Source organism: Gillisia lutea, assembly GCF_021568705.1.
Taxonomy (GTDB): domain Bacteria; phylum Bacteroidota; class Bacteroidia; order Flavobacteriales; family Flavobacteriaceae; genus Gillisia; species Gillisia lutea.
Genome location: NZ_JAKGTH010000006.1, coordinates 509,696 through 526,065, shown reverse-complemented (window position 1 = coordinate 526,065; position 16,370 = coordinate 509,696). Strand labels below are relative to the sequence as shown.

Here is a 16,370-nt window from a genome sequence, read left to right as displayed (position 1 = left end):
TTTTAATATGAAAGCAATTTTCTTTTTTAGAGGGCTATTAATCTCAATTATATTCACACTTATTTCGTGTGTTAATACAGATGATTTTGAGATTCCAACTCCAGAAGTACCGGAAGATGATTTTGACGGAGTGATCTCAAGTATTTCTGCTATTAAAGGAAATTATAAACCTTTAATAGGAGATATCTATACTTTTCAAAATACCGATACCTATATTGTAGGATATGTTGTCTCGAGCGATGAAGCAGGAAATTTTTACAAGAAACTGATCTTGCAGGACAAACCCGAAAACCCAAGCTCAGGGATTCAAATTTTGATCGATGATTCTTCACTTTCCGATTTTTATGAATTTGGAAGGAAAGTGTATGTGAAATTAGATGGTTTAAGTTTAGGGTATAACAATGGCAGTCATCAATTGGGTATTCAAAATAGAGGGGAAGTAGTTGTAATCCCGCAATCTTTAATTGATGAACATCTTATTCGATCACTCGAAAAAGCAGAGATCAAACCCCTCCAAATAGATATAGTTGATTTCAATGAAACCTATAAGAATATTTATATCCGGTTAGAGGATGTGCAGTTCAACAGGAATCTTATTAGAGAAGAGCAACGTTACACTTTTGCTGCTGAGGTTACCGATCAGTATGACGGAGAAAGACAATTGGAGAGTTGTTTAAGTTCTTCAGCAGTAATGTTGAGTACCAGCACTTATTCTGATTTTAAATCGCTCTTACTGCCGCAATTTTCAGGTAACTTAAATGGTGTTCTTACTCGAAATTTTTATGATGATCATTATGTGATTGTTTTAAATACTCCTGAAGATCTAGAATTTATGGAAAACGACCGCTGTGATCCGGTTTTTTTAAATTGTGGTAGTAATATTCTACAAGGCAGTAAGCAGCTATTTGAAGAAGACTTTGTAGGGATTAGTAATGAGAATATTTTAGATGGCAGGGGATGGACAAATGTGAATATAAATGGAGGAAATGAACGTTTTGAAGATGGAATTTTAAATGGAAATCGATTTATTAGAATCTCTGCTTACAATACAGGAGAAAATCCATTGGAGGCCTGGCTTATAACTCCAGCAGTAAATCTCGACACCAGTACGCAAGAAGTGCTCTCCTTCGAGATCAAGGCGTCTTATGACAATGCTACAATACTCAGTGTTCTAGTAACTACAGATTTTACCGGGAATCCCTTAACTACCAATTGGCAAACTCTCGAGGCGAATATTCCTGTAGGCCCAGCAAGCCAGTATGGTGTTAGTTTTAAAAAATCTATATTAGATATTTCTTGTTTAACAGGAAAGGTAAATATTGCTTTTAAATATTTAGGAGCCGTGCCAGATAAAACTACTACCTACGATATAGATAATATTAGAATAACCGGAAACTAAAAAACCCTCAGTGAATTGAATTCCTGAGGGCTTTAACTTAAGATTAAAAAATGCTACTCTTCTTCTCCCTGTTCGTCATATTCATGATACAAGAAGTTGTTATAGGGAAAGCGAGTTACATGTATTCCTCTTACTTTCTCATAAACTTTTTTTCTGAACTCTTCCATATTGTCTTTATTCAATGCAGAAATGAATAATACGTCATCACCCATTCGGTTCATCCAAGTCTGCTTCCAATCTTCCAGAGAATAATGGACTTCAGTTTTTTCAGTTACCAGGTCATCTTCATCGATCTTTTCTTCCTGAAAAGCATCAATTTTATTGAAAACCATAATAGTAGGTTTATCTGCGCTCTTAATATCGGCCAGAGTTTGATTAACAGAAGCAATATGTTCTTCAAAGTTGGGATGAGAAATATCTACCACGTGCAACAGCAAATCTGCTTCTCTAACTTCATCTAAAGTAGATTTAAAAGACTCTACCAATTGTGTAGGGAGTTTTCTAATAAATCCTACTGTATCGGTAAGAAGGAAAGGTAAGTTTCTTATAACTACCTTTCTAACGGTAGTATCTAAAGTTGCAAATAGTTTATTTTCGGCGAAAACTTCACTTTTGCTAATCACGTTCATCAAAGTAGATTTTCCTACGTTGGTATAACCTACTAAAGCAACACGAATGAGTTGTCCGCGATTTCCACGCTGAACACCCATTTGTTTATCTATGGTCTCAATTTTTTTCTTCAGAAGGGAGATCTTATCGCGTACTATTCGGCGGTCAGTTTCAATTTCTGTTTCCCCTGGACCACGCATACCTATACCTCCACGCTGGCGCTCTAAGTGTGTCCACATTCCGGCAAGGCGAGGTAATAAATATTGATATTGAGCGAGTTCTACCTGTGTTCTTGCATTACTGGTCTGCGCGCGCTGAGCAAAGATATCTAATATAAGGTTGGTTCTATCCAGAACCTTACAGTTTAGTATTTTTTCAATATTCTTTTGCTGTGCAGGAGTTAGCTCATCATCAAATATGGCCGTTCCCACTTCATTAACTTCTATAAATTCCTTTACATCATTAATTTTACCTGTTCCAATAAATGTTTTTGGATTAGGCTTATCCATTTTTTGAGTGAAGCGTTTTAATACTTCCCCTCCGGCGGTATAGGTAAGAAATTCGAGTTCGTCTAAATATTCATTCAATTTATCTTCATCCTGCTCTCTGGTAACAATCCCTATTAAAACAGCCTTCTCGTATGTTAAGTCAGTCTTTTCTATCATAGAAGCAAAGTTACACAATAGTATGCAATACCGATTTTAAGTTATTGAAATTCAACAAAAATTTAACTCCTTAAAAAAGGGAATAAAAAAAGTCCGATGCAAACTGCTCCGGACTTTTAAAAAATATAGCTATAATGCTAAATCCTGTTAGAAGTTATAGTTTAAACCAAGACCAAATACTTCTCTAATTTGAAATGCAGCAACGGCATTATCGTCGTAAATAGCTTGAAATAATAAGTTGGCAGATATGTATTTGTTGATTCCCAATTGAAGGTTCATCAAATAATCGATATCTATATTGCCCGGTTTGTCTAAATAGTTAGAATACAATCCAAGAGAATGTTCCATAACTACGTTTTCTAGAATTTCATATTTTGCGAATGCACTAACAGATGCTCCAAATTCAAATCTTGTAGATTTTCCTTGGTCTACACCAAAATATTGACCATCAACATATCCCGGAGTAGAAGTGAAATCGCTGTCTACAAATATTAATCTTGCTGTTGCAGGTGCTATATTAACATACAAATTCTCATTCTTCTTCCACATCATGCCCGGTCCTGTTTGCAGGTATCCCGGAGATAAAAAGTGTGTGGTTTCGGTTCTAATGGTTTCCCCGGTCTCAGCATCTTCACTATACACATAACCTTTAGTGAACTGAGTTCTGAAATTTAAAAAATAAGAGTAATACCAGTTGGAATTTGGTAATTGCTTTCCTGCGATAGAATTGAATTCCAAACGATCACTTGTTTTTCTAGCGTAATCATCTCCTTTTAATTTAGTAAGACCATAGTTGGCAAGTATTTTATTGTCCCATGTGAAATCATCCATTCTATAGTTGAAATCATAATTTAGGGTAAGATTACCTGCGATGCTTGAAGTTCCTCCCCCAATCCACTCATTATTGAATGAAGATTGATTGAATAAAAGTTGAATAGTTCCTGTTTTAGACCATCCGTTTGGTGGTACTTCGTCTTCTTTTTTTTCTTCTTCCTGTGCTGAAACTAGGTTTGCGGCAAAAAGAACAGCTAATAATAGTACTAGTTTTTTCATTTTGTTAGGTTGTTAGGATTGTTTTTGCTTGAAAAGTGGCACCGAGGAACAGGCTTCTCCATAAAGAAGACTTTTTGCCACGGGTTGCAGCCTTTCGATTAAAAGTAAATAGGCATTCTTAGGAACCGGTTTATTAGAACAACCTTTAATAATTACAGGTTTTCCAGTAAGATTAGTAATATCCAGGTTCTGGATAATTTCTGTATAAAGAATGGTATCTAGTATTTCTAAATCGCCGGTAACAACTTTTTTAGCAAATGGCTGCAGGTAGGTAGCCAAAAGCATATATGCCCATGCCGGAATTATTGCATCGGTAGAGCAGGTAAGTGCTACGTAGCTATCCTGATATTGGTTCCAGTCATGCTCCTTAGCCTGTTCTCTAAAAGAAATTTCTTTAAGCACAAAACCTTCCAAAAGCCAGTCTTTAATATCAAAGAGTACTCTGTTGCCGATAGGATAATAATCTTCCAGATCAAAAGTAACTAGTTTGCTATTCGCTACGCGATTAATAATTTCAGTAGACATATTTCAAATAATTATATTCTTATGCTAAAGGATTATAACAGTCCTAATTCCAACTTAGCTTCTTCACTCATTAACTCCTGTGTCCATGGCGGATCGAAAGTTATTTCGACCTCACAATCTTTCACTGTATCTAGAGATTTTACTTTTTCCTCTACTTCTCTAGGTAAAGTTTCTGCTACTGGGCAGTTTGGAGTAGTTAAGGTCATAAGAATCTTTACATCATAATCGGTGTTAACCATGACATCGTAAATAAGACCTAGCTCATATATATCTACAGGGATTTCAGGGTCGTAAATGGTCTTTAATACCCTTACAATTTTCTCACCTAATTCCTGTGTGTTTATTTCTTCTTCCATTATTAATCTAATTGTGTTTGGTATGCAATTGCATACATTTTTAGTTGTTTGATCATGCTCACCAATCCATTTGCTCTGGTAGGGGAAAGATGTTCTTTTAAGCCAATTTCATCAATAAACTGTGTGTCAGCCTCGAGAATATCAGATGGATGCTGATTTGAAAATGCACGAATAAGAATTGCTACAATACCTTTGGTTATAATGGCATCACTATCAGCGGTAAAAACCAACTTATCGCCTTCCAGCTCTGCATGTACCCATACCTTGCTTTGGCAACCTTTTATCAAATTTTCATCAACTTTGTATTTTTCATCTATTAGCGGCAAAGATTTCCCAAGCTCTATCATATATTCATAGCGCTGCATCCAGTCATCAAACATGGAGAATTCTTCAATTATATCTTGCTGAATTTCTTTTATATTCATTGCTATATATTTTATGCAAAAGTACAATAACAGGAAGTGCTATTCAACAGTTTCCGCCAATCTTATTATAGTCTTAGTCAATGCTTCTATTTGTAATGGGGGATTTCCATGATCGAAAGTTTGAGATGTATAAGTCTTGCCTTTAAATTGAATACTTAGATCGGCGTGTGGTGCTGCGTCTCTTGTTCTTTCTTCGCTAGGAGGTTGGTAGTCATTTAGTTGTGATAAATTTATTGATTTTAAAATTAAATCCAATTTTTTTCTTTCCGCAGATGAAATCACACTTGATTTTACCTGATCGTCATCCCTGCCGTTTTTAACTGTAATTTGATTTTTATCAATTATATAAGTGCTAGAAAACCCTCTAGAATAAGCATTGTAGGTTATAACATAGTCGTTAACCTGTTCGTTTTTTAAGGAAGAACAAGCCAAAATGCTCATAGTTGTAAATAAGGTGAGGAAAATATATTTCATAGCTTTTAAAATTATAACAATTAAGATACTACAAAAAAATGCACCTAAACAGTATAGGCGCATTTTCAATAAAGGTAAATATTGGTAGTCTTACTATTGCAGCATAGATTTAGCGCGTTTTACGGCTTCTACAAGTAAGTCAATTTCTTCTTTGGTATTATAAAATAAAAATGAAGCACGTACAGTACCCGGGATCTTATAAAAATCCATAATTGGCTGCGCACAATGATGCCCTGTTCGCACGGCAATTCCTAATTTGTCTACTATAGTACCTATGTCGTAAGGATGTATTCCTTCAATGTTGAAGGAGATTACAGCAGTTTTCTTAGTAGACGTTCCGTAGATTTTCAACCCTTCGATTTTCAGAAGTTTTTCTGTCCCATAATGTAGCAATTCCTCTTCATAGGATGCTATTTTATCAAATCCAATAGCATTCATATAATCGAGTGCAACACCAAAAGCAATACCTCCACAAATATTGGGAGTTCCAGCTTCAAATTTATGAGGCAGATCGGCATAAGTGGTTTTTTCAAAGCTTACTGTTGCAATCATTTCCCCGCCACCCTGATATGGAGGTAATTTGTTCAACCACTCTTCTTTTCCATATAAAACCCCAACTCCGGTTGGTCCACACATCTTATGAGCAGATGCTACGTAAAAATCAACATCTAAAGCTTGAACATCGGCTTTAATATGTGGTGCAGCCTGTGCACCATCAATTAATACTGCAGCTCCAACTTTATGAGCCTCAGTTATAATTTTTTCAATGGGATTAATAGTTCCTAAAGCATTGGACACGTGATTTAAAAAAACAACTTTTGTCTTGTTTGAAAGTAGTTGTTGAAATTTATCCACCACTAATTCCCCTTCATTATTCATTGGAATTACTTTCAACAAAGCTCCTGTTTTTTCACAAAGCATTTGCCAAGGAACGATGTTGGAATGATGCTCTAGGGCAGAAACTATAACTTCATCTCCTTCTTCTAAAAGTGATGCAAATCCACTGGCCACAAGATTAATTCCGTGGGTAGTTCCTGAAGTAAAAATTATTTCATGCGACTTTGCAGCGTTGAAATGAGTTTGCACTGTCTTTCTCGCTGCTTCATATTTATCGGTAGCTTCCTGAGATAAAGTATGTACACCTCTATGGATGTTTGCGTTGTAGTTGGAATAATAATCTACAATGGCATCTATTACCTGTTGAGGAGTTTGAGAAGTCGCAGCATTATCAAAATACACCAAAGGATATCCATTCACCTTCCTTTTTAGGATAGGAAAATCATTACGGATATTCTCTATATTAAGTGCTAGGTTTTCTGCGGCAACTTTCATACTTCTTATCTTAGTGAGCTTTTATGCTTGTTATTAAAGGTCGAAACCTAGACTAACTCCTAATTTTAATGCTATTTGAGAGGTAATTCTCTTTTTAAGTTCAGGGATTCTTACACTTTCCAAAACGTTGTTTGCAAAAGCATACATTAATAAAGCTCTGGCTTCTTTTAAAGGAATTCCTCTTGCTCGAAGGTAGAATAAAGACTCTTCATCTAACTGACCAATAGTACAACCATGACTACATTTAACATCATCAGCAAAAATTTCTAATTGCGGTTTTGAATTGATGGTAGCCTTATCGTCTAACAAAATGTTATTATTAGATTGAAATGCGTTGATCTTCTGGGCTTCTTTTTCAACCAGTACTTTCCCGTTGAAAACTCCTGTAGAATTCTCATCAAAAATACCTTTATAATCCTGGTGACTCTCGCAATTAGGGAAGATGTGATGCACCAAGGTATTGTGATCGACGTGTTGTTTATCTTCAATAATTGTAATCCCTTTCATGGTTGAATCGCATCGTTCTCCACGCTGGTAGAAATTAAGATTATTTCTTGTTAATTTCCCTCCAAAAGAAAAAGTATGCATAGAACAAACGCTTTCTTCTTGCTGTTCAACAAAAGTGTTGTCTATTAGTGAAGCTGAAGCTCTGTCATTCTGTATCTTGTAATAATCTACAATAGCACGTTTTCCTGCAAAGATCTCTGTTACCGAATTGGTAAACACAGGATGATCTGTCAAACTTTGATGCCGTTCAATGATCTGAGCTTGAGAGTTCTCGTCTACAACAATTAGGTTACGAGGCTGCACCATTAATGCAGATTCGTTCCCGGTAGAGAAATTGACAATTTGAATTGGTTTATCTGCCAGCTTATTTTTATGGATATGAATAAATGCCCCTTCTTTTGAAAAAGCAGTGTTCAGGGAATTCAACCCATTTTTTGGCACTATTTTATTAAAATAAGCATCTATAATAGGTTTGTATTTTGACTTGCTTAAAGCTGAAGACATTAAACAAACATCTATCTTGTCGTGTGTAGTTTCTGAAAGATGTGAAGAATAGATCCCGTCTATAAAAACAAGTTTATAGGTATCTATATCGTGAATAAGATATTTCTTGATGTCACGATATTCTAGGGCGTCTTCTTTTTTAGGAAAGACACTATAATCGTGCTTTAAAACCGTATTCAAAGAAGTGTACTTCCAGTCTTCTTCCTTTTTACTAGGAAAACCAAGGCTTTCAAACTCCTTTATGGCGTTACTTCTTACTTCGTGTATGTCTGAATCCACATCAAAAGCTTCTTCAAAAGCTAAAAAGGAGGATATTAATTTATCTTTTAGTTCCATTGTTTCAATTTCATGTTGAGAATAGTTGGTAAACAGGTTGTAAGAATTAGTGGTCTAGCTCTTAAAGTTGTTCCTGTTTTATCCAATCGTAACCTCTTTCTTCCAGCTCGTACGCCAATTCTTTAGTTCCAGATTTTACTATCTTTCCATCTAACATTACATGTACAAAATCTGGTACTATATAGTCAAGTAAGCGTTGGTAATGTGTTATCACTAATACAGCATTATCCTTGCTTTTTAATTTATTAACGCCATTAGCAACAATTTTAAGGGCATCGATATCCAAACCTGAATCGGTTTCATCAAGAATTGCTAATTTGGGGTTTAGCATTGCCATTTGAAAAATCTCATTACGTTTTTTCTCCCCTCCTGAAAATCCTTGATTAAGAGAACGAGATAAAAATTTACGATCCATTTCAAGTAATTCTGATTTCTCACGAATCATTTTCAGCATTTCGTTGGCCGGCATATCTTCTTGTCCATTCGCTTTTCTATGTGCATTAAGCGATGCTTTCATAAAATTTGTTACCGAAACACCTGGAATCTCAACAGGATACTGGAATGATAAGAAAATACCTTTGTGAGAACGCTCTTCAGGATCTAATTCTGTAAGGTCTCCACCTTCAAAGATGATTTCCCCTTCAGTCATTTCGTATTCTTCCTTCCCTGCGATTACCGAAGACAATGTACTTTTACCAGAACCGTTAGGTCCCATAATAGCATGAACTTCTCCAGGGTTGATTTCAAGATTGATCCCTTTAAGAATTTCTTTGTCTTCTATGTTTGCGTGTAAATTAGTTATTTTAAGCATATTAATTTGGTATGCATCTGAGATTCCCCAGATAGTTTAATTCTTCGTTTCTATATTTTCCGGACGTTTCTTTGCAAGAACATCCAGAACTTCTTTTATTTCTATAATTTCTGAAAACCCTGTATTGCTAGGGTTATCAGTCACTTTTCCTTTTATACTTATTGGGAGTGTGTATTCGTTGTCAAGTTTATAATTTTCCATAGAGCGCTTTAACTGCTTAGCTAAAGAGTCCATCTTTACCTGATAAACGAATTGATTTCCCTTGAAGACAGCTTCTTCTCCCACGGCAATATAATTCCCCTGATAGCTTTTAATGCTATCGGCCTCCGTAGGTTGTTTTACCAATTCTACAGGTTTTTCCCTAGTTTCTTCACAGGCAACAAATGCTAGTGCCAGAGCAAGTATGAAAAAAATCCTTTTCATTATCCAACAGAACCTTCAAGAGAGATTTCCAATAATTTTTGAGCTTCTACCGCAAATTCCATAGGCAGCTTGTTCAATACGTCTTTACTGAAACCATTTACAATTAATGCAATTGCTTTTTCGGTATCAATTCCTCTCTGGTTACAATAAAAAATTTGGTCTTCTCCAATCTTGCTGGTAGTAGCTTCATGCTCTACCTGTGCCGATTTATTTTTCACCTCTATATACGGGAAAGTATGTGCTCCGCATTTATTTCCCATAAGTAAAGAATCACACTGAGAGAAATTTCGAGCATTTTCAGCTCTACTATTTATTTGAACCAAACCTCTATATGAGTTTTGAGATTTTCCTGCAGATATACCTTTAGATATAATGGTACTTTTGGTGTTCTTACCTAAGTGAATCATTTTTGTTCCGGTATCTGCCTGCTGAAAGTTATTGGTAACGGCAATAGAATAGAATTCTCCAATAGAATTATCCCCTTTTAAGATACAAGAAGGATATTTCCATGTTACGGCCGATCCTGTTTCAACTTGTGTCCAGGAGATCTTTGCATTCTTTTCGCAAATTCCACGTTTTGTTACAAAGTTGTAAACTCCACCTTTTCCTTCTTTGTTTCCTGGAAACCAGTTTTGAACTGTAGAGTATTTTATTTCAGCATCGTCTAAAGCAATAAGCTCGACAACCGCTGCGTGTAATTGATTCTCATCTCTAGATGGTGCGGTACATCCTTCAAGGTAACTTACATAGCTTCCTTCATCGGCGATCACCAACGTTCTTTCAAATTGCCCCGTCCCGGCCTGATTAATTCTGAAATACGTAGAGAGTTCCATAGGGCAGCGTACGCCTTTAGGTATGTAACAAAAAGAACCATCACTAAATACAGCAGAATTAAGCGCCGCATAGAAATTGTCTTTTTTAGGAACGACCGATCCTATATATTTCTTTACAAGCTCGGGGTGTTCTTTAATTGCTTCAGAAATGGAGCAAAAGATAATTCCTTTTTCTGCAAGGGTCTTTTTGAAGGTAGTTGCTACAGAAACAGAGTCCATAACAATATCTACAGCAACACCTGCTAAGGCTTTTTGCTCGTCCAGAGAAATACCCAGCTTTTCAAAAGTAGCTCTCAATTCAGGGTCTACCTCGTCTAAACTTTCATATTTAGGTTTTTTATTAGGAGCAGAATAATAAGAAATGTTTTGAAAATCGGGCTTAGTATAGTGCACATTTGCCCATTCCGGTTCTATCATTTTCTCCCAGGCGCGATATGCTTCCAGTCGCCACTCGGTCATCCATTCCGGTTCTTCTTTCTTTTTTGAAATTGCGCGAACGATATCTTCATTTAATCCTACGGGGAAAGTATCAGATTCAATATCTGTATAAAATCCGTATTCATATTCTTTCGTTTCGAGCTCTTTCTTTAAATCGTCTTCAGTATATGCCATTATTGTAATTTCTAAATGAATTTTCCGAATTGCTTCGGACAAAATATTGATTTATAGTGAAAAACTTTCACCACAACCACAAGTGCGTTGCGCATTGGGATTGTTAAATACAAATCCCTTGCCATTTAAGCCGCCAGAATATTCGAGGATAGTACCAGCCAGATAGAGCACACTTTTTTTGTCGACAACGATCTTTACCTCATTGTCTTCAAACATCTTATCGCTCTCTGTCTGATTTTTATCAAATTTCAATTCGTACGACAATCCCGAACATCCGCCACTTTTCACTCCTACACGCACGTAATCGGTCGTTGCATTGTATCCCTCATCGGACATTAACAGTGCAATCCTTTTTTTTGCGTCTTCGCTTACCTTTATCATAGCTAAAAAGATTAGTCTTAATTTTGTGCAAATATACTACAAAACAAGCGGTTTACCATATCTGTAACATTTGTTTTGCGTATGTGATTATAGGTTTATCCAATGGAATTTAAAGTCTCTCGTAGTGCCCATGTAGGTGCTATTTCTTAAAGATTAGCAGGATAAGGCTTACTGTAGAAATATTTTAAAATTCATAAAACCTATTAAAATTGACCTTGTTGCAAGAATATTCATTTATTTTTGCGCTTTAAAACCAATTTTCATGTTAGAAGATAGTCAGCAAAGCAGAACAAACCTTTCAGAATTGGGAGAATTTGGACTCATTGATTTACTTACCAAGAATTTAGCCCCCAAATTGAAATCGACTGTTAAAAGTATTGGAGACGATGCGGCGGTACTTGATTTCAATGGATACGAAACACTTGTCACCACCGATTTGCTCGTAGAAGGGGTGCATTTTGATTTGGCCTATATGCCACTCAAGCATTTGGGGTATAAGGCGGTAATGGTAAACCTTTCTGATGTATATGCCATGAATGGAGAGGCTACGCAAATTACCATTGGAATAGCCTGTTCTAACAGATTCCCGGTAGAAGCACTGGAAGAGTTGTACGCCGGAATAGAGCTAGCTGCAAAGATATATAATGTAGATGTGGTTGGAGGAGATACTACTTCCTCTACAAAAGGTTTGCTTATTAGTGTTACAGCATTAGGAAAGGCTAAAAAAGAAGATGTGGTTTATAGAAGTGGGGCAAAACCTAACGATCTCTTGGTGGTTACAGGAGATTTGGGAGCTTCATATATGGGCTTGCAAATCTTAGAGCGTGAAAAAGAGGTTTTTAAAGTGAACCCTAATTCTCAGCCAGATCTTGATCAATACACTTATTTAATTGAGCGCCAATTGAAACCGGAAGCTCGTAAGGATATTGGCCCTTTGTTGAGATCATTAGAGGTGAAACCAACTTCTATGATAGATATTAGCGATGGCTTATCTTCTGAAATTATTCACATTTGTAAAAATTCGAAGGTAGGAGTTAATTTATATGAAAATAAAATACCTTTAGATCCTGCCGTTATTGCAGCCTGTGAAGAGTTTGAACTAGATAGTACAACTATTGCGCTAAGTGGTGGTGAAGACTACGAATTATTGTTTACAGTAGCTCAGGAAGATTTCGATAAAATTAAAGGAAATCCAAATTTCAGTATTATTGGCTATATGACAGAAGAGCGGGAAGGGATGCACTTAATAACAAGGGGAGATACTAAAATTCCGCTTATTGCTAAGGGTTGGAATGCAATGGATAGAGAAGAAGACTAAGTGGCATTTGCGTAGCGCCTCTGCTTTCTTCTTTTATAGATCTTAGCAATATAATCGTTGGTCTCCTTAAACTTAGGAGTTAGCTTTGCTAAAAAGCCGTTGGCGGTATCGGTCATTTCTATACCGCATTTTTCGCATGTATATTCATGAATATGATTTGTAACGTTTTTAGACACTTTTAATTTGTGGCCAAAAAGGTTACAATACACCTCTGCGAATGAAAATAATTTTTGGTTTTTTTTCTTCATAAAGGGTTGATTTTCTTTATTCTAAATTCAAAGTTATAAAAAAAAGTTAAAAAACCGACAAAAACCACTATTTAATCGATTAAAAGCATTATTTCCAGAAGATCTGCTTCATTTTCAATAAAAGATAAATGGCCGTCAGGAAATGTTTTCAAGGTGGAATTCGTTTTTTTAGCTACACGCTTCACTGAATTAAAGCTCATTACGGGGTCTTTTTGTCCGGCAACAATAATTTTCTGTCCCTTAAATTGAGCTAATAATTCGGTTTTATTTGTACGAATTTTCATTCCTTTTAACGCGGCGGTTATGCTGTTTTCTGTAAGTTTTTGTCCTTCTTCTTTTAAGATATTTAGTTCTCCTTTAAATTTTTGATCGTTTTTTTTAGTGAGTAAGTTCGAAATAGCCATGCTCACAAAACTTCGTTTATTTTTTTGCACTAAACTAATAGCGCGATCTCTATTAAATTTCCTCTCTTCTGAATCTTCCTCGGAAGTAGAGTTGATAAGCGCAAGAGCTTTAACCATAGTAGGAAATTTTTCATAGAATGCCAAACTCACATATCCACCCATCGAATGCCCTGCTATACTTGCTTCTGAGATTCCTATATTATTTAATACTTCCCTAACCACTTCTGCCATGAGCTCCATGTTATGAACATCGCTTAAAGTTCCCGATTGTCCGTGTCCGGGAAGATCGATTAGAATTACTTGTCGCTCGCTAGATAGTTTATCTGTAAAAGGGAGCCATATTTTATGGCTTTCTAAAAAACCATGTAATAAAACCAGCGGATTTCCGGTACCTTTGGTGCTATAAAATACAGGAGTATTCTTGTAGGTTATTGTCATTTGTGAAATATATTATAAAAATTGAAACGGCAAAATGAAATTTAATAAAGAAGCTTTTGTAGTTGGTTTTGCCTTATTCGCTCTTTTTTTTGGTGCAGGAAATTTAATTCTACCTCCTTTAATTGGGTTTGCGGCTGGAAGAGAATGGTATTTAGTGGCATTGGGATTTGTTATTTCCGGAGTGGGATTGCCTTTGTTGGGGATTTTTGCACATGCAAGGCTACAAGGAGGAATGTTTGATTTCGCAAAGAAAATATCGCCATTATTCAGCCTTATATTTTGCATCATCATATATTTAATATGTGCCTTATTACCGGCCCCAAGAACTGCCGCGGTAACTCATGAAATTGCCATTGCGCCCTATTTCGATATAAGTGCTTTAACTACCAGTATTCTTTATTTTGGCCTGGTATTTATTTTTGTGATAAAACGTTCAACGGTTATCAATAACATTGGGAAATTTCTAACGCCCGCCATTCTGCTACTATTGCTGATAATCGTGGTGAACGGTATTTTCTCTTCTCATCCACCTATGTTAGAGCCTGTAGGAGAAACTCCTGTGTTATCTGGGTTTTTTGAAGGTTATCAAACCTTCGATGCTATTGCGGCCTTAGTTGTAGGGGGAGTAATTATTATTTCTGTAAAGTTGAAAGGGTATACAAAAGAGGCAGAGATCAGGCAGCTAATAACTTCTGCCGCTATTCTTGCAGGATTAAGTTTATTCCTTATCTATGGTGGTCTTATATATAACGGTGCCTTAGTAAATGCTGAGTTTGCTCCTGATGTTACTCGAACAGAATTGCTTTCCGGGATTAGTTTTTTAAGTGTCGGGGCTTGGGGGAAGATAAGTCTTGCAATTTTGGTTGCTTTGGCGTGTTTTACTACCGCTGTAGGAATTGTTACGGGGATAGCCGATTTTATAACCGAGAGAATACATAATACCTGGGTGTACCCTGTAACGGTAAGTCTTACTTGTATACTTGGAGTAGTAATGGGGGCACTTTCTGTAGATGCGATTATAAATATCGCCCTACCCATACTTTTACTTATTTACCCACTCACTATTGTATTGATTTTATTGAATGTGATGCCGGCTAAGTTACGTACCAGAAAAATTATGATAGCTACAGTAGTAGCGACCATTATTTTTAGTTTACCGGATGCCCTGAAGTATATTTTAGAGGAAGGAGTTTATGAAAACTTGCAGACTTATATTCCATTAAGCGCCTATGGATTGGGATGGGTGATCCCTGCTTTTCTTAGTTTTTGGATTTCTTATTTTTGGGAAACAAACAATAGTAACATTACTAAGGCTACAGCTTAGTGAAAAAAAATAAAAGCTCCATCCTTCAGTGTTATTCTGAAGAATGGAGCTTTTAAAATTACTCTTTGAAAACTATGAATTCATCAAATCTTCGATTTCTTCTGCTTCAATAGGAATGTTCCCCATTAAGTTAAAAGGTTCTCCTTTTTCCTGGATTACCAGATCATCTTCCAGTCTAATTCCAAATCCTTCCGCAGGAATATAAATTCCAGGCTCTACAGTAAATACTTGATTTGCCTGCATAGGTTCGGTTAGAATTCCATAGTCATGTGTATCTAGACCAATATGGTGAGAAGTACCGTGCATGAAATATTTCTTATAGGCCGGCCAGTCTGGATCTTCATTCTTCACATCGGCTTTATCTAGCAATCCTAAGCCTAGTAATTCTGAGGTCATTAACTTACCAACTTCAACATGATAGTCGGCCCAGATAGTTCCTGGGACTAACATTTTTTGAGCCTCATTTTTCACTCTGTTCACTGCATTATAAACCTCTTTTTGTCTTTTTGTAAAGGTTCCTGATACAGGGATAGTACGAGTCATATCGCTAGAATAATTCGCATATTCAGCTCCGGTATCTAATAGAATTAGATCTCCGGCTTTACATTGCTGATTGTTCTCTATATAGTGAAGCACGTTCGCGTTATTTCCACTAGCAATAATTGGTGTGTAGGCAAATCCTTTGGAGCGATTGTTCAAAAATTCATGCATATATTCAGCCTCAATTTGATATTCCCAAACCCCGGGTTTTACAAAATCCAAGGTTCTTCTGAAGGCCTTTTCAGTGATATTACAGGCTTTTTGCATCAATTCCAGCTCAAGAGGATCTTTTACGGATCTCAATCTTTGCAAAATAGGGTTGCTTTTGGCGACCTGATGTGCGGGATATTGTTTTTTACACCATTCTACAAATCTGGCTTCTCGGGTTTCAGTTTCAATAGCTGCTCTGTAATGTTCGTTAGTGTTGAAATAAACGGTCTCACATTGGGTCATTACTTCAAAGAATATCTTTTCGAAATCCTTTAACCAGTATACTGTTTTTATTCCACTGGTGTCGTATGCTTTTTCTTTTGTGAGTTTTTCACCTTCCCAAACAGCAATGTGATCATTGGTTTCAGTTAGAAATAAAATCTCTCTGTGTTTTTCATGAGGAGCATCCGGAAATAGTACCAATATACTTTTGTCTTGGTCTACGCCCGAAAGGTAGAAAATATCACGAGCTTGTTGAAAAGGCATGGTGCTATCTGCGCTAATAGGATAGACATCATTTGAATTGAAAACGGCTAAACTTTTAGGCTTCATTTGGGCCATAAAATTTTTACGGTTCTTTACAAACAGACTTTTGTCGATTGGATCGTATTTCATACTGTACTTTAAAAATTAGAATTTCGTG

18 protein-coding genes are annotated in these 16,370 nt (G+C 36.2%); 3 read left to right on the top strand and 15 right to left on the bottom strand.

The window, feature by feature from the left end; all coding sequences use genetic code 11:
• The first annotated feature begins 7 nt into the window (after positions 1-7).
• The gene (locus L1I30_RS02435) at positions 8-1,399 is read left to right on the top strand and encodes a DUF5689 domain-containing protein (RefSeq protein ID WP_236132660.1); all 1,392 of its coding nucleotides are present in this window, start codon (positions 8-10) and stop codon (positions 1,397-1,399) included.
• A gap of 53 nt (positions 1,400-1,452) precedes the next feature.
• Here L1I30_RS02435 and hflX read toward each other — a convergent pair whose 3' ends face one another.
• From hflX to L1I30_RS02375, 12 genes are all read right to left on the bottom strand, one after another.
• Complete coding sequence (gene hflX, locus L1I30_RS02430) at positions 1,453-2,673, bottom strand: GTPase HflX (protein WP_236132659.1); 1,221 nt, start codon at positions 2,671-2,673, stop codon at positions 1,453-1,455.
• Between the two features lie 147 nt (positions 2,674-2,820).
• On the bottom strand, positions 2,821-3,726 hold the full coding sequence (locus tag L1I30_RS02425; protein WP_236132658.1) for a DUF3078 domain-containing protein: 906 nt from the start codon (positions 3,724-3,726) through the stop codon (positions 2,821-2,823).
• 12 nt (positions 3,727-3,738) lie between these two features.
• Entirely contained in the window at positions 3,739-4,251 is a 513-nt protein-coding gene (locus L1I30_RS02420; protein ID WP_236132657.1) for a DUF2480 family protein, read from the bottom strand.
• Between the two features lie 32 nt (positions 4,252-4,283).
• Complete coding sequence (locus L1I30_RS02415) at positions 4,284-4,607, bottom strand: SUF system Fe-S cluster assembly protein (RefSeq protein WP_236132656.1); 324 nt, start codon at positions 4,605-4,607, stop codon at positions 4,284-4,286.
• A gap of 2 nt (positions 4,608-4,609) precedes the next feature.
• On the bottom strand, positions 4,610-5,032 hold the full coding sequence (locus tag L1I30_RS02410) for a SufE family protein (RefSeq protein ID WP_236132655.1): 423 nt from the start codon (positions 5,030-5,032) through the stop codon (positions 4,610-4,612).
• 39 nt (positions 5,033-5,071) lie between these two features.
• Entirely contained in the window at positions 5,072-5,506 is a 435-nt protein-coding gene (locus tag L1I30_RS02405) for a hypothetical protein (RefSeq protein WP_236132654.1), read from the bottom strand.
• A 93-nt stretch (positions 5,507-5,599) separates the two neighbouring features.
• Positions 5,600-6,838: an aminotransferase class V-fold PLP-dependent enzyme gene (locus L1I30_RS02400; RefSeq protein ID WP_236132653.1), complete on the bottom strand. Its 1,239-nt coding sequence runs from the start codon at positions 6,836-6,838 to the stop codon at positions 5,600-5,602.
• Positions 6,839-6,871: 33 nt separating this feature from the next.
• Entirely contained in the window at positions 6,872-8,185 is a 1,314-nt protein-coding gene (gene sufD, locus L1I30_RS02395; RefSeq protein ID WP_236132652.1) for a Fe-S cluster assembly protein SufD, read from the bottom strand.
• Between the two features lie 61 nt (positions 8,186-8,246).
• Positions 8,247-8,996: a Fe-S cluster assembly ATPase SufC gene (sufC, locus tag L1I30_RS02390; protein WP_236132651.1), complete on the bottom strand. Its 750-nt coding sequence runs from the start codon at positions 8,994-8,996 to the stop codon at positions 8,247-8,249.
• Between the two features lie 36 nt (positions 8,997-9,032).
• Positions 9,033-9,419, bottom strand: coding sequence for a hypothetical protein (locus L1I30_RS02385; RefSeq protein ID WP_236132650.1), 387 nt, complete (start codon positions 9,417-9,419; stop codon positions 9,033-9,035).
• The gene (sufB, locus tag L1I30_RS02380; protein WP_236132649.1) at positions 9,419-10,864 is read right to left on the bottom strand and encodes a Fe-S cluster assembly protein SufB; all 1,446 of its coding nucleotides are present in this window, start codon (positions 10,862-10,864) and stop codon (positions 9,419-9,421) included. Before sufB ends, L1I30_RS02385 begins: the two co-directional genes overlap by 1 nt.
• A 51-nt stretch (positions 10,865-10,915) precedes the next feature.
• A complete protein-coding gene (locus tag L1I30_RS02375) occupies positions 10,916-11,245 on the bottom strand; it encodes a HesB/IscA family protein (RefSeq protein ID WP_236132648.1) in 330 nt (109 codons plus the stop codon).
• 262 nt (positions 11,246-11,507) lie between these two features.
• On the opposite strand from L1I30_RS02375, the gene thiL reads away from it, so the two are divergent.
• Positions 11,508-12,563: a thiamine-phosphate kinase gene (gene thiL, locus L1I30_RS02370; RefSeq protein WP_236132647.1), complete on the top strand. Its 1,056-nt coding sequence runs from the start codon at positions 11,508-11,510 to the stop codon at positions 12,561-12,563.
• Here thiL and L1I30_RS02365 read toward each other — a convergent pair.
• Positions 12,560-12,811, bottom strand: a complete 252-nt coding sequence (locus L1I30_RS02365) for a DUF1660 family phage protein (protein WP_236132646.1) — start codon at positions 12,809-12,811, stop codon at positions 12,560-12,562. The genes thiL and L1I30_RS02365 overlap by 4 nt on opposite strands.
• 71 nt (positions 12,812-12,882) lie before the next feature.
• Entirely contained in the window at positions 12,883-13,653 is a 771-nt protein-coding gene (locus L1I30_RS02360) for an alpha/beta fold hydrolase (RefSeq protein ID WP_236132645.1), read from the bottom strand.
• A 34-nt stretch (positions 13,654-13,687) separates the two neighbouring features.
• Here L1I30_RS02360 and brnQ point away from each other — a divergent pair, with 34 nt between their 5' ends.
• Positions 13,688-14,977: a branched-chain amino acid transport system II carrier protein gene (brnQ, locus tag L1I30_RS02355; RefSeq protein WP_236132644.1), complete on the top strand. Its 1,290-nt coding sequence runs from the start codon at positions 13,688-13,690 to the stop codon at positions 14,975-14,977.
• Positions 14,978-15,049: 72 nt separating this feature from the next.
• Here brnQ and L1I30_RS02350 read toward each other — a convergent pair whose 3' ends face one another.
• Positions 15,050-16,342, bottom strand: a complete 1,293-nt coding sequence (locus L1I30_RS02350) for an aminopeptidase P family protein (protein ID WP_236132643.1) — start codon at positions 16,340-16,342, stop codon at positions 15,050-15,052.
• Positions 16,343-16,370: the final 28 nt, after the last annotated feature.

Excerpts from the sequence above, each read along its gene's own strand:
- L1I30_RS02435 (WP_236132660.1), top strand. The coding sequence starts at position 8 with ATGAAAGCAATTTTCTTTTTTAGAGGGCTATTAATCTCAATTATATTC.
- hflX (WP_236132659.1), bottom strand. The coding sequence starts at position 2,673 with ATGATAGAAAAGACTGACTTAACATACGAGAAGGCTGTTTTAATAGGG.
- L1I30_RS02425 (WP_236132658.1), bottom strand. The coding sequence starts at position 3,726 with ATGAAAAAACTAGTACTATTATTAGCTGTTCTTTTTGCCGCAAACCTA.
- L1I30_RS02420 (WP_236132657.1), bottom strand. The coding sequence starts at position 4,251 with ATGTCTACTGAAATTATTAATCGCGTAGCGAATAGCAAACTAGTTACT.
- L1I30_RS02415 (WP_236132656.1), bottom strand. The coding sequence starts at position 4,607 with ATGGAAGAAGAAATAAACACACAGGAATTAGGTGAGAAAATTGTAAGG.
- L1I30_RS02410 (WP_236132655.1), bottom strand. The coding sequence starts at position 5,032 with ATGAATATAAAAGAAATTCAGCAAGATATAATTGAAGAATTCTCCATG.
- L1I30_RS02405 (WP_236132654.1), bottom strand. The coding sequence starts at position 5,506 with ATGAAATATATTTTCCTCACCTTATTTACAACTATGAGCATTTTGGCT.
- L1I30_RS02400 (WP_236132653.1), bottom strand. The coding sequence starts at position 6,838 with ATGAAAGTTGCCGCAGAAAACCTAGCACTTAATATAGAGAATATCCGT.
- sufD (WP_236132652.1), bottom strand. The coding sequence starts at position 8,185 with ATGGAACTAAAAGATAAATTAATATCCTCCTTTTTAGCTTTTGAAGAA.
- sufC (WP_236132651.1), bottom strand. The coding sequence starts at position 8,996 with ATGCTTAAAATAACTAATTTACACGCAAACATAGAAGACAAAGAAATT.
- L1I30_RS02385 (WP_236132650.1), bottom strand. The coding sequence starts at position 9,419 with ATGAAAAGGATTTTTTTCATACTTGCTCTGGCACTAGCATTTGTTGCC.
- sufB (WP_236132649.1), bottom strand. The coding sequence starts at position 10,864 with ATGGCATATACTGAAGACGATTTAAAGAAAGAGCTCGAAACGAAAGAA.
- L1I30_RS02375 (WP_236132648.1), bottom strand. The coding sequence starts at position 11,245 with ATGATAAAGGTAAGCGAAGACGCAAAAAAAAGGATTGCACTGTTAATG.
- thiL (WP_236132647.1), top strand. The coding sequence starts at position 11,508 with ATGTTAGAAGATAGTCAGCAAAGCAGAACAAACCTTTCAGAATTGGGA.
- L1I30_RS02365 (WP_236132646.1), bottom strand. The coding sequence starts at position 12,811 with ATGAAGAAAAAAAACCAAAAATTATTTTCATTCGCAGAGGTGTATTGT.
- L1I30_RS02360 (WP_236132645.1), bottom strand. The coding sequence starts at position 13,653 with ATGACAATAACCTACAAGAATACTCCTGTATTTTATAGCACCAAAGGT.
- brnQ (WP_236132644.1), top strand. The coding sequence starts at position 13,688 with ATGAAATTTAATAAAGAAGCTTTTGTAGTTGGTTTTGCCTTATTCGCT.
- L1I30_RS02350 (WP_236132643.1), bottom strand. The coding sequence starts at position 16,342 with ATGAAATACGATCCAATCGACAAAAGTCTGTTTGTAAAGAACCGTAAA.